Origin of the sequence: Dolosicoccus paucivorans (assembly GCF_900100125.1) — a bacterium.
Classification (GTDB): domain Bacteria; phylum Bacillota; class Bacilli; order Lactobacillales; family Aerococcaceae; genus Dolosicoccus; species Dolosicoccus paucivorans.
In genome coordinates this window covers 1-13,275 of the sequence record NZ_FNEL01000006.1, presented here as the reverse complement: position 1 = coordinate 13,275, position 13,275 = coordinate 1, and the positions used below count along the sequence as shown (strand labels likewise).

The window sequence follows — 13,275 nt, the reverse complement described above, 5'->3', positions numbered from 1 at the left end:
ATTATTTATTTTTTTCAGGGACCGGAATTTCGGTAATGCCATCCATATAAGGAACAAGAGCTTCAGGTATTTTAACTGAACCATCGGCTTGTTGATAGTTTTCTAAAACAGCTACAAAGGTGCGTCCTACTGCTAAACCTGAACCGTTTAATGTATGAGCATAGCGTGTTTTGCCATTTTCATCACGGTAGCGAATTTTTGCACGGCGCGCTTGAAACGCTTCAGTGTTTGAACATGAACTAATCTCGCGGTAAGTATCTTGAGCTGGAATCCATGCTTCAATATCATAAGTTTTAGCTGCCGCAAAGCCCATATCTCCTGTACATAAAACAATCGTACGGTATGGAATTTCTAATAATTCTAAAATCTCTTCCGCATTACGAGTCATACTTTCCAATTCCTCATAAGAATGATCTGGGTGAGCAATCTTAACTAGCTCGACTTTGTGGAATTGGTGCAAGCGAATTAATCCTCTTGTATCTCGTCCAGCACTTCCCGCTTCAGATCTAAATGAAGGAGAAAGAGCGGTCATTTTGATTGGGAATTGATCTGCATCTAAAATTTCATTGGCGTAGTAGTTAGTTAATGGAACTTCGGCTGTTGGAATTAATACTAAGCCGCGCTCATCTTTTACTTCAAAGGTATCTTCTTTAAACTTAGGATATTGTCCTGTACCAAACATACTTTGTTCCGTCACCATGTAAGGTGGAATCATTTCTGTGTAGCCATTATGCTTTGTATGTTGGTCTAACATAAAGTTATAAATCGCACGTTCTAGACGGGCACCTAGACCTTTATAGAAGACAAAACGGCTCCCTGATACTTTTGAACCTCGTTTAAAGTCAATAATATCTAACTTTTCAGCAATATCCCAATGGTTGAGTGGCTCAAAATCAAACTTAGTTTGCTCGCCCCAACGTCTAATTTCTTTGTTGTCTTCTTCATCTTCTCCTACTGGTACATCAGCATGAGCCACGTTAGGTAGACGTTGCTCAATATAAGCCATTTCTTCATCGACTTCATGTAAACGACGATCTAAAGCTTTAACTTCTTCGCCCACTTCTTTCATATGCTGGATTTTATCATCTGCATTTTCTTGATTGCGCTTTAATTGAGCAATTTCTTGAGTAATTTCATTGCGATATTGTTTCTTTTGTTCGGTTTCTTGAATTAATTGGCGACGTTCTTTATCCAGTTCGCGGTATTTTTCCAGCTTTTCGCGCTCAATCCCTCTTTCTTCTAGCGCTTTAGCAGTTTCTTCAAATTGTTGCATTAATAAACGACGGTCTAACATAAATTTTTCCCCTTTCTTTCGATAAAAAAAGAGCCTTCCATCCACAAAAAGGGACGAAAGACTCGCGGTACCACCCGTATTTAAGTTACACAATCATATAACTTACACTCAATCCATGATAACGGAATGGCACCGGCTCTATTTAATCAATGTTTTCATAGGCATCAACTGTGGGGATTCAAAGTAAACTAGGATAGTTCGCATCAACCACTATCTTTCTGTCTGCTAGAATTACAATTACTAGTCACAGTGCTAATTATAATTATACAATGTTTCTTACAAAATGCAAGCGCGACCATAAAACAGCGTGATATTAATCTACAGGAGTTAATTCAGAAACAATCTCCAACCCAGCTAAAGGACTGTGATCTTCTAAAATACACGTTTCTTTTTCATACAACCAAAAAGAAACGGACCCCATAAGCCCTTCTTTAATTGTCTGATTCATTAGGCCCAATTTAGGTGCTTTTAAATCCACGCTGCCCCCAGTTTGGTGAGCTTTGATGATTAATTGGTGTTGCCCTTTAGTCAAAGTGATTTTCACATGAGTAGGGTCAGTGACCTCAACGTGGCATTTAGTTCCATTATAAGTCGCAAACCTTAAATGTTCTTTTCCCGTCCATAAATGACAAATAAACCCATTGAACCAAAAAGGTCCTAGAGGAATATGCGCCCAAGAGAAAAACAATGAACGAGGCCGGGTGGTAAAATGATTCGACTGCAACCAAATGTAATATTTTGGAAAAGAGCTTCCCCAGTCCTTTTCTAAATGGGCGCGGCCATTTGTAAAATCAATGGACTCGCCTTGTAGTTGAAGTTCGCCTTCAATTAAAGCGTCCATAGCTCCGATATCATGAAAGCATTCCATAAAAGAAAGATAACTAAAAGGACCCATAATGTTAGGCATCCATCTTGTCTTATTTAATGTCTCTAGTTGATTTAATTGTAAAGACCCTTCTAGAGATAAATCAGTTGTTTGAATATTTAAATGAACACTTTCTTTTGTAAAGCGGTTCTTGCCATATTGGACCTTCATCGGTTCCTTTGGTTGACTAAGTATCACCTGATCCGAGGAAAAGGTTAAATGATGAACGTCGTGCTCAAAGCCATCGGTTAATCTTTTTGAAATAAATAGTTGTAAATCGTAAGTTATTTGTCCCTTATCGATCGCAAAACTCGGGATGATCGCAACGACTGTTTTTTCATCAGCACTAACAAGTTTATAGTACCATCCTTCAAAGTAATGTTTTCTTTTTAATTGTTGTACTTGCCATTTATCCAATCGTTTCCTCCTTAAACAAAGTAAGTATTACCAATTCAATTCCCTTGATTTGGGAGTGTCGCGGTATTGGTGAACTTGTTCTAAACTTTCAAAGTTTTGTTGTCGTAACGCTTCAAATAAAACAATATTAACCGTATTCGATAAATTGAGTGAACGAACGTGGGTATCATCCATCGGAATACGTAAACAATACTCTTTATATTGTTCCATCAATTCAATAGGTAAACCGGTTGTTTCCTTACCAAACATGAAAAATTGTTCCCCCGCTTCATTATCTTTTAAATTAGCGTCAGAATAAACTTGGGGAGCGAACTTTGTTATTAAATATAATGGGCGGTGATTTAAATAGGTCATAAAGTCTTCTAAAGATGCGTGATAGCGTATATCAACATCGTTCCAATAATCTAATCCAGATCGTTTTAACATTTTATCTTCGGTACTGAATCCTAACGGCTCGATTAAATGAAGAGTGGTATTAGTTCCCGCAGCGGTTCGGGCAATATTTCCTGTATTAGCTGGAATAACGGGTTCATAAAGTACAATATGATTTTTCATCGAGAGACCTCGTTTCTTTTTTGTCTTGGTGGACGTTTGTTTTTCAATTCTTCTAAAGCTTTTGTCATTTCTTCAATGGTTTCTAAATCTGTTTCTTTTTGAAGTTGTTCATAAACACACTCGTTGAGCGCTTCATTATAACGCTTTTGAATTTGACTAATCGCCCAGGCGGCAGTTCCGCGGATCATTTCTCTGGGATCTTTTTCCATTATTTCAATGAGTAAAGGAATGGCTGATTGATCATTAAAGTTAGCTAAAGCAATGATCGCATTTCGTTGAAGAGGCTTTTTCCCTCGCCATGACCCTGCCATTTTACCAAAAGTATCTCTAAATTCTCGGTTAGAGAGGGTCAATAACTCTTTTAAGGCTGGTTGTACTAACTCTGGATCTGGTTCCATTTCTTCATGTAAATGCCAGTCAATCCCTTTATTGTAAGGGCAAGATAATTGGCAAATATCACAACCATAAATGATCGATGTCATCTTTCGACGAAACTCTACTGGCATATAGCCTTTTGTTTGTGTTTGATAAGATAAACAACGCTTGGCATTCATACGTCCGTCTCCTAATAAAGCATCCGTTGGACATGCGGTTACACAACGATAACAATCTCCGCAGCCAAAAGGAACGGGCTCATCGTATTCAAACTCTAAATCTGTAATAATTTCGCCTAAATAAACCCATGAACCGAACTCTTTTGTAATGAGTAACCCATTTCGTCCAATAAAACCAAGACCAGCTCGTTGGGCGACAGCAACATCAATTAATTCGCCTGTGTCGACCATTGGTTTAAATTCCGCTGTTTGCGTTTCTCGTTTAATAAAGTCGATAAGTCGATTCATTCGCTCTCTTAATATATCGTGATAATCAATCCCCCAAGAAGCTCTAGCAAACATCCCGCGACGATTACCTCGTTCTTGGGGTAGCGGATTTTTCAATTGACTGGGGTAAGCGAGCGCAATCGAAATAATTGACTTAGGTTTAGCAAAGATCTTCTCGGGATAAATACGTTCTTCAATGACGGGATGTTCAAAGCCACTTGTATATCCTTTTTCTTTTTGTTCCTTTAAAGAAGCTTCTAAATGATCAAAAGGTTCCGCGGAAGCAAAGCCGATTTTGTCAATGCCAATTCGATGGGCTTCTTCAATGATTCGTTCTTTAAGCGTAGGCATCGCGTCCTCCTTTTATGTTAAAACAAAAACCACTTACCTAAAGGTAAGTGGCTTCTAATAGCTTGAATTAAATTATTCAGCGTCTTCTTCGTTATCGTCAGATTTGCCGATAACTTCTGGTTCAGCAACTTCAGCATCTGGATCCACATCTTCTGGTTCTTCTTCTGGAGCTGTTACTGTAACCACTGTTTCGTCTGCTTCTTCTAGAGATTCAACACCTTCTGGTAACTCTAAATCAGACATAGCGCGTAAGTCACCGATTTCCATTCCTTCAACGTCTACTGTAAAGTGTGATGGAATCGCTGTTGCTTTAGCAGAAACAAGCACTGCGTCACGAACAAGGTTAACAATTCCCACTTTAATTGTATCATCGTTAATAACGTGAACAGGAACTTCAACCTCAAGACGTTGGTCAGCAGAAATTGCTTGTAATTCGATATCGTAAATGACATCTTTTAATGCTGCACGTTCGAAAGACTTCATGAAAACTGTTTGAGTGTTTCCATCGTATTCTACTTCGAATACCGCGTTTTCACCTTCGGTTCTTAATAAGTTTTCGAATTCGCGGCGGTCAACTAATAATGAGACGGCTTCTTTACCTTCACCATACATTGATACAGGAACTAACCCTGCACGACGATCGCGACGTGCTGCGCCTGTACCTACTTCAGTTCTTAATTTAGCATTTAATTTCATAAGTACTTTTGTCTCCTTTTTAAATATAATGATTACCAATAATTTTATTGATAATATCGCACACACGTTATAATATCAAAAATTACGCAAGAAAGCTAGCGTAAATTTGATCTTTATCAACGGATCCTGTGGTTTTTATTGATTTTAAGCATTTCGCAATTAAAATAAGGAAAATCGCATCAAACTAGATGTTGGTGCGATCCCATTGATGGCTTACTTTTTAGTAATATTGACCGTGACGGTAATCCCATGAGTTCCAGCTTTCAGCTAAATAACCCATAATTTCGTCAACGTCTAATCCTTTACGAATTAAAACAGGACAAGGGGAAGTTGAACGGTCTGTTGGTTTTTGACGCGGAACAAGCTTTCCTTCTTCGTCAACAAAAGAAACCATAACCCCTTGCTCATAACGCGTTTCAACGGTTTTGTCTGGTTGGATTGATGCGACGTAGTCATTACCTTCAATGATTAAGTCTGCTGCATTTTCAATGTCTTCACCAATGTATTCAACCATACCACGGTTTCCTTTACCTGATGGGTTGGCTGAAGAAGCAAACATTAGACGTTTGTCTTGATCCCACATCGCTTTCGCAATTTTTTCACCGGGTACACCGAATTTAATGACAAAACAGCTTGTCCCTAATACGTCGGTCATGAGTTCTTCTGATCCGTCAGCTGGAATATATTTCTTACCGCTTTCTTTCCAAGGTAAAATACATCCAAGGAGTGCGTCACTATCCCAACATTTTTGGTATAGATCTTCAATTTCTGGTGTCATTTCAGCGATTTCACGTAGTTGATCCATCGATCCAACAAGAACAACGCCTGGTTTATTACGTGCGCGGTGTTTCATTTCGAATTTACGCTCTAATCCTTTATAGTCACTTGTTCCAACAATGTACCCTACTTTAGTAGGACAAACAATTGCCCCGCCGTCTCCTAATAGTAGATCCACTGCTTCTTGTTGTACTCCGCCATTCCATTTCATTCGTTGTTGTGTCATTTTATATTCCTCCATTTTTATTCATTAATTCCATAAAATTGATTCCACTTTTTCTCATAGGCAGTGATCGCCTCTTCGTGTTCCATTGTTTCTGTTATATCGTCAATGCCGTGAAGTAGCTTATGACGCCATTCTTCGGCAATATGAAACGGAAACACTTCATCGCCTAAGCGAACTTGTTGTTCGACTAAGTCGACGGTTAACTCCTCATCGCCTTTTAGCTTAGCTAATCGGTCTCGGTCTTTTTGCGGTAATGTCAAAGCGAGTAAGCCATTTTTCAAACTGTTCATATAGAAAATATCTGAAAATCCTCCCGCAATGACGACGCGAAAACCGTAATCATCGAGCGCCCAAACGGCGTGTTCTCTTGAAGAACCTCCCGCAAAGTTATCTCCGGTAATTAAAATAGACGCTCCTTGACGGTCCGGTTTATTTAAAGGAAAGTCCGGTTTAGGCGTTTTCGCACCTGTTTTAAAATCAATATCATACCGCCAGTTGTCAAATAAAAACTCACCGTAACCTGTCTTTTCAATTCGACTTAAATAGCGACTAGGTAACAATTGGTCTGTATTAATATTGTCTTCCATTAAAGAAACGGTCGTTCCTTTATGCACTGTAAATGGTTCCATCCGGTGCCACCTCCTGATCGTCTCGTCGTGTATCGTAAAAGTGCCCCTTAACAGCAGCTAACACAGCCATCGCTGGGCTACATAAATGGGTTCTAGATTCAGGTCCTTGTCGGCCTTCAAAGTTACGGTTGGTCGTTGAAGCACAATGTTTTTTAGGCGGGATAATATCTCCGTTCATTGCGATACAACTTGAACACCCCGGTTCACGCCATTTAAACCCTGCGTCGATGTATTGTTGAGCTAGTCCCATTTCTTCTGCTTGAAGTTTTACTTGACGACTTCCTGGAACAATATAAGCGTCAATATGAGGGGCGACTTTACGACCTTTAAGATACTTAGCTCCTTCAATTAAGTCTTCGATGCGTGAGTTAGTACAAGAGCCAATAAATACATAAGATAGAGGAATTTCATCAAAGGTCATTCCTGGCTTTAAATCCATGTATTCATACGCACGTTCATCACTATGGTCTCTCACATTAGGAAAACTTGCTTCATAAGGCAATCCCATTGCTGGGGTGGTCCCCCAAGTAACGTAAGGAGACAAATCAGTGACGTCAATTTCTAAGAGTTCATCATAATGAGCATTTTCATCGGATTTAAGCGTCTTCCAATATTCCACCGCTTCATCCCAATTTTTAGGAGAATGAGGGCGGTCTTTTAAATAGTCAATGGTCTTCTCATCGGGACGGATCACACCAAATTTTGCACCAAATTCAATGGCCATATTACATAAAGTAATGCGCGCTTCCATTGATAAATCTTCAATCGTCGGACCGAAAAATTCTAAGGCATAGCCTGTTCCAAAATCGGTTCCGTATTCACTAATTAAATGTAAAATAATGTCTTTGGAATACACTCCAGGTTGTAGTTGGCCCGTTACTTTCACTCCTAAATTCTTAGGTTTCTTTTGCCAAATACATTGAGTCGCAAACACATGCTCGACTTCTGAAGAACCAATTCCAAAAGCAATCGTACCAAAGGCTCCGTGAGACGCTGTATGAGAGTCTCCACAAACAATGGTCTTTCCTGGTTGCGTAATACCTTGTTCAGGGCCAATCATATGCACAATCCCTTGATAATCGTCGCCATTATCTAATAGTTCCACGCCAAAATCTTGGCAGTTTTTTTGAAGGGTTTCGATTTGTTTTTCCGCAATTAAGTCACGAATATTAAAAATATCCTTCGTCGGAACGTTATGATCAATGGTTGCTAGCGTCTTTTCTGGTGCGCGGAGCGGTCTACCAGCAAGACGTAAGCTTTCAAATCCTTGAGGAGAGGTTACTTCATGAATTAAATGAAGGTCGACATATAACAGTTGCGCTTCTCCTTCTTCCCCAGCTAAAACGTGTTGATCCCATAATTTATCAAATAATGTTTTCCCCACTAATGACTCGCTCCTTTCTTCAAGCGATTAATAATTTCTTTTGTTAAAGTAGATGTTGAAGTCGTGCCACCTAAATCGCCCGGTAAAAAGCCGTCTTCAATCGCTGAAAAAGTGACTTCTTCAATCCACTGAGCTAACTTGTCTTCGGCAAAAGATTCTTTTAACATCATCGTCACCGATAAAATCATTGATAATGGGTTAGCTTTATCTTGGCCTGCTATATCCGGCGCTGAACCATGAATAGGTTCATATAAACTTGGTCCATTGGCGCTGTAACTAGCACTTGGTGAAAGTCCTAAAGAGCCTGGTAACATAGACGCTTCATCACTTAAAATGTCTCCAAATAAGTTTTCCGTTACAATCACATCAAAGTCTCTTGGATTAGCAATCAATTTCATCGCGGCAGCGTCGACATATAAATATTCCACATCCACTTTGGGATATTCTTTACTGTTTTCTTGGACAATTTGACGCCACAATTTACTATTGGCTAGAACGTTGGCTTTATCGATAGATGCTAACTTCTTACGACGTTTCATCGCCATCTCAAAACCTTGACGGACAATTCGTTCAATGGATTCTCGGCTATAATACATCGTGTCAAAAGCTTCTTCATCGGTATAATACTTTGGTTTCCCAAAGTATAAACCACCGATCAGTTCACGAAACATCACGAAATCCGTTCCTTTAACAATTTCTTCTTTTAAAGGAGATAGATGAACGAGTTCGTCTCTTACTTGAGTCGGTCGAACGTTGGCGTAAAGTTCTAAGGATTGACGCAACTGCAGTAGTCCCATTTCAGGTGTTTTAGGTGCTTTCTCCCATTGTGGCCCGCCAATGGCTCCTAGTAAAATTCCATCGGCTTTCTTACACGCTTCAATGGTCTCTTGGGGACAAGGATCATTGACAGCATCAATCCCTGCTCCCCCGATCCAATGTTCACTAAAACTGTATATATCTTCTTGGCCGGTGACTTCAAGGGCAGCGCGTAAAATATCTAACGCACTTTTAGTAATTTCTGGTCCAATCCCATCTCCTGGAAGAACAACAATATGTGTCATTGACTGACCTCCTTTATTAGTTGAATTAGCGAATAGCTTGTAAATAAGCTTTAGCTGATGCCGCTAGAACGTCGGAATCAACGCCCATTCCATAAAACTTATCGCCTTCTGGACTTTCGATTTGAACATGCACTTGAGCTTGGGAGTCACTTCCTGCGGTAATAGCTTCAATGGAATATTCAAGTAATTTATAGTCTGTTTCTAAAATCTTGTTAATTGTACTGTAAATCGCTTCTACAGATCCCGGTCCCGTACCTGAGTCTTGTTTAACGGCTTCTGCGTTATCCTTTTCATTAATAACAACCGTTGCGACGTGTTCATAATCATTAATTTGTAGAACTTGTAGACGTCTTAATTCATAACGCGCGGCTTCTTCGGCCACTTTACCTAGCATAATCGCATGTAAATCTGAGTTAGTCACATGTTGTTTGCGATCAGCTAAATCTTTAAAGTTATTAAATAGCTCATCAATCAGCTGCGAATCTGACGTATCATAGCCTAGACTTTCCATACGATCGACAAAGGCATGACGACCGGATAGTTTGCCAAGAGGTAATTCGTTTGTTTCAACCCCAACCATTTGTGGCGTAATAATTTCGTAGGTTTCTGGGTTTTTCAAGACCCCATCTTGGTGAATACCTGATTCATGAGCAAAAGCATTTCCGCCCACGACGGCTTTATTTTTAGGAACCATCATTCCCGATAAACGACTGACTAAACTACTTGTACGCTTTGTTTCTTTTAGATCAATGTTACTTTCAGCTTGGTAGTATTGTTCACGAATTTTTAATGTCACCGCAACTTCTTCTAAAGCCGTATTACCCGCTCGCTCACCAATGCCATTCACTGTTCCTTCTACACGAAGGGCACCATTTTCAATTGCGGCTAGCGCATTAGCTACAGCCATTCCTAAATCATCATGACAATGGGATGAAAAGACGGCTTGGTCAAAGCTTGGAACATTTTCTTGTAAATATTTGAATAAATTGCCGTATTCAGTTGGGTTAGTATAACCGACCGTATCGGGGATATTAATCACTGTGGCGCCGGCTTGAATCGCTGTTTCAACGACTTTTGCTAAATAATCCCACTCCGTGCGTGTTGCATCTTCAGGTGAAAATTGAACATGTTCGAATAATGTCTTAGCGTAAGTCACGTATTCTTTGACGCGTTCTAGAATTTCTTCTTTTGTCATATTCAACTTATATTCGCGGTGAATTGGGCTTGTCGCGATAAAGACATGAATTTGTTTATTAGGCGCATCTTTTAGTGCTTCATAAGCAACATCAATATCTCGTTTAACACAGCGAGCTAACCCACCTACACGAGCTCTTTTTAACGTACGACTAATCGCTTGAACTGCTTCAAAGTCTCCTTGAGAAGTCACCGGAAAACCGGCTTCAATAACATCCACACCCCAACGTTCAAGTTGTTTAGCGAGTTCAACTTTCTCAGTGGTATTAAAGTTAACCCCTGGAGTTTGTTCCCCGTCACGTAGGGTTGTATCAAAAAACTCTATCTTTTTCATTTAGATTCTCCTTACATAATAATAAAAGACCTAACTCAGAACGGTTCCAAGTTAGGTCGTTATATCCGGTAAGTAGTTCAATGGTATATGTTAAACATATAATCTATTGCTTTCTAACTGGGATGACCTACTTGGAATTTCTATCCATGTAGGCACCACAAATTAAAACAGCCTCATAGATTAGAAAAGTATAAATCACTGTTTAATAATAAAATATTCAATTGTAATAACAATGTATTAAACATGATTTTTTCTCCTTTTCTAAATAAATGATTAGTAATCTTATTTACAATACTAATCTAACTCACATTTAAAGTCAACATTTTTAATGAAATTTATTCACAATTAATTTTAAACTGTTGTATAAAGATAACAAAACACCTCTAAAACCTTAGACATAAAGGTTTTAAAGGTGTTATTGTTTTATTATTAATTAAGACCATACTTCTTCTGCGATAGATTTTACTAAGGCAATTTTAGCCCATTGATCATCTTCAGTTAAGATATTTCCTTCTTCAGTGGAAGCAAAACCACATTGAGTACTTAAATAAAGGTCTTCTAAAGGAACGTATCGGCTCGCTTCTTTAATACGGGCAATAATATCTTCACGATTTTCTAATGTTCCGTTTTTAGAAGTGACGAGCCCTAAAACAACTTTTTTACCAGGGGTTACTTTAGCTAAAGGCTCAAAGCCGCCTGAACGGTCGGTGTCGTATTCTAAGTAATAAGCTGATACATTTTCTTCATCAAATAAAGGAGTCGCCACACTATCATAAGCTCCTTTAGATGCCCACGATGAATTGTAGTTTCCGCGACAGACATGAGTGGTGACGACTAAGTCTTTCGGTAATTTAGCAATAAACGCATTATTGGCTTTAACATATAATGCTTTAGCGGCTTCATTTTCTTCAATGACTGTGCCATTTGGAATCGCCACTCCTGATTGTTTTCCTGCTAACATGCCCCATGTACAGTCATCGATTTGCAACGTGCGAAGCCCTGCATCATATAAGTCCTTTGCTACTTGGGCGTAAGCCGTTGCGATGTCTTCTACTAAATCATCGAAGTTGGAGTAATATTTTGTTGTCAACTCAATATTTTCAGGTCGTTCCAACTCGGCAATAAATTGAGCCGGTGCCGGGATTGTTTGGCGAGCTTCAACACCTTCAGGGGTATTTGCTTTTAAAAACTTATAGTCATCCACAAATGGATGGTTTTCGCCACTCACTTTGCCATTTAAGCGGGCAGTTTCTGCGCGAGTCACTTTATCATGGAATTGGTAACCGCCGTCTCCTAAGACTTTTTCAACACCCTTTAATCCCCAAAAGAAGTCTAAATGCCACCAACTGCGACGGAATTCACCGTCTGTAATTGATTTCAAGCCTGCATCGACTTGTTTTTTAATTAAATCAACAATCGCTTCATCTTCAATTCGGCGCAAACCCTCGTAGTCTAATTTTCCTTCTTCATGTTCTTGACGGGCTTTTTTGAGTGTGTCAGGTCTTAAGTAACTTCCTACAATATCATAACGAAATGGTGCATGTTGAGTCATTTTATTTTCCTCCTAATATCATCGAATTATACAACAATCACTATCAATCAAATGGCGATTAAAATTAACCAATAAAAAAGTCCCTATAGATATACAGACTACTCTATACATCTATAGGGACGAAGATACAATTTATCTACGTGGTACCACCCACATTTACACTTAACTTTCATTAAGTGCCTCAACAAGTACTAACATACTTTGGCTGTGGTAACGTGTGCTCACACGGGTTAACCTTACAAAAAGTTCAGCGAACCGACTCGGAGGCCATTTTCATTGTTCATCTTTTACTTCCTTTCACCACCGTGGAAGCTCTCTATTCAAAAAGAATCCCAACTACTTTCCTCTTCAATGTCTTTAATTATTTGATTGATTATCATTGTTCTATAATCTTATTATCATTTTGTCAAGGGTTATTTTAAATTATTTTTAATTATCTTTCCACAGTGATCCACGGACGGTTATTTTTCCATTCTACACTCACCGGAATTTTATAGGTTTTGGTTAATAACTCATCCACTAACACTTCTTTTTTAGGACCCGCAGCGACTACTTCACCGTCAGCGACAAGTAAAACGTGAGTAATCGCTTCAGTTATTTCTTCAATATAATGAGTGACATAAAGTAAATGACAATCGCTTTGAGGAATCGCTTCAATCATTTCTAGTACATCTTCTCTTGCTAAAATATCTAATCCCGTACAAGGTTCATCTAAAATGAGTAAATCCGGCTGGTTCATCATCGCCCGGCCGATTAAAACGCGGCGCTGTTCACCTTGAGATAGTGTGCTAAAGCGTTTGTCTTTTAAATAATCTCGATTGTCAATTTAAGTTAGAAATTTCTACACTATATTATGAGTGATTGAACTTGGTGACATACTTGTGCTAACCACCTTAAACAACTCCCTTCATCAAGCTCCTGGCTGGTCAAGAGGAAAAGCGCTAGCGACTCTTGAGGAGTCAGGTGCTTGATGAAACCATATTTCTTAAGTGGTTGGCATAATATCCAGATGTTTGATCCAAAAGATGGGCCAAGAAAACCTCCAGGGGAGTGTAGTAGTTAAGAGATTTACGTGGAATGATATTTCGCTTGAAGGTTACTTCCTTAAGAAAGTCTTCA

12 protein-coding genes and 2 other annotated features are annotated in these 13,275 nt (G+C 39.1%); all 12 genes read right to left on the bottom strand.

Annotated elements, in window-relative coordinates; genetic code table 11:
- Position 1 precedes the first annotated feature (1 nt).
- A complete protein-coding gene (serS, locus tag BLR79_RS01850) occupies positions 2–1,294 on the bottom strand; it encodes a serine--tRNA ligase (RefSeq protein ID WP_092084304.1) in 1,293 nt (430 codons plus the stop codon).
- A gap of 46 nt (positions 1,295–1,340) precedes the next feature.
- Positions 1,341–1,551: a binding site (T-box leader), on the bottom strand.
- Between the two features lie 56 nt (positions 1,552–1,607).
- Positions 1,608–2,576, bottom strand: a complete 969-nt coding sequence (locus BLR79_RS01845; RefSeq protein ID WP_092084302.1) for a tocopherol cyclase family protein — start codon at positions 2,574–2,576, stop codon at positions 1,608–1,610.
- 27 nt (positions 2,577–2,603) lie between these two features.
- Positions 2,604–3,131: a tRNA (uridine(34)/cytosine(34)/5-carboxymethylaminomethyluridine(34)-2'-O)-methyltransferase TrmL gene (gene trmL, locus BLR79_RS01840; RefSeq protein WP_092084300.1), complete on the bottom strand. Its 528-nt coding sequence runs from the start codon at positions 3,129–3,131 to the stop codon at positions 2,604–2,606.
- Positions 3,128–4,303: a tRNA epoxyqueuosine(34) reductase QueG gene (gene queG / locus BLR79_RS01835; RefSeq protein ID WP_092084298.1), complete on the bottom strand. Its 1,176-nt coding sequence runs from the start codon at positions 4,301–4,303 to the stop codon at positions 3,128–3,130. The genes trmL and queG overlap by 4 nt, the downstream gene beginning before the upstream one ends.
- A gap of 72 nt (positions 4,304–4,375) precedes the next feature.
- Entirely contained in the window at positions 4,376–4,999 is a 624-nt protein-coding gene (locus BLR79_RS01830) for a 50S ribosomal protein L25 (RefSeq protein ID WP_092084296.1), read from the bottom strand.
- A gap of 220 nt (positions 5,000–5,219) precedes the next feature.
- Positions 5,220–6,002 carry an L-threonylcarbamoyladenylate synthase gene (locus BLR79_RS01825; RefSeq protein WP_092084294.1) on the bottom strand — a complete coding sequence of 261 codons (783 nt, stop codon included), beginning with the start codon at positions 6,000–6,002 and terminating at the stop codon, positions 5,220–5,222.
- A gap of 17 nt (positions 6,003–6,019) precedes the next feature.
- Positions 6,020–6,631 (bottom strand): 3-isopropylmalate dehydratase small subunit, encoded by a 612-nt coding sequence (gene leuD / locus BLR79_RS01820; RefSeq protein ID WP_092084292.1) that lies wholly within the window; start codon positions 6,629–6,631, stop codon positions 6,020–6,022.
- Positions 6,609–8,015 carry a 3-isopropylmalate dehydratase large subunit gene (gene leuC, locus BLR79_RS01815; RefSeq protein WP_092084290.1) on the bottom strand — a complete coding sequence of 469 codons (1,407 nt, stop codon included), beginning with the start codon at positions 8,013–8,015 and terminating at the stop codon, positions 6,609–6,611. Before leuC ends, leuD begins: the two co-directional genes overlap by 23 nt.
- The gene (gene leuB / locus BLR79_RS01810; RefSeq protein WP_092084288.1) at positions 8,015–9,076 is read right to left on the bottom strand and encodes a 3-isopropylmalate dehydrogenase; all 1,062 of its coding nucleotides are present in this window, start codon (positions 9,074–9,076) and stop codon (positions 8,015–8,017) included. Before leuB ends, leuC begins: the two co-directional genes overlap by 1 nt.
- 25 nt (positions 9,077–9,101) lie before the next feature.
- Positions 9,102–10,604: a 2-isopropylmalate synthase gene (locus BLR79_RS01805; RefSeq protein WP_092084286.1), complete on the bottom strand. Its 1,503-nt coding sequence runs from the start codon at positions 10,602–10,604 to the stop codon at positions 9,102–9,104.
- A 433-nt stretch (positions 10,605–11,037) separates the two neighbouring features.
- On the bottom strand, positions 11,038–12,156 hold the full coding sequence (locus BLR79_RS01800; protein ID WP_092084284.1) for a 5-methyltetrahydropteroyltriglutamate--homocysteine S-methyltransferase: 1,119 nt from the start codon (positions 12,154–12,156) through the stop codon (positions 11,038–11,040).
- A gap of 112 nt (positions 12,157–12,268) precedes the next feature.
- Positions 12,269–12,517 (bottom strand) — a binding site (T-box leader).
- Positions 12,518–12,589: 72 nt separating this feature from the next.
- Positions 12,590–12,982: an ATP-binding cassette domain-containing protein gene (locus tag BLR79_RS01795; protein WP_092084282.1), complete on the bottom strand. Its 393-nt coding sequence runs from the start codon at positions 12,980–12,982 to the stop codon at positions 12,590–12,592.
- Positions 12,983–13,275 lie beyond the last annotated feature (293 nt).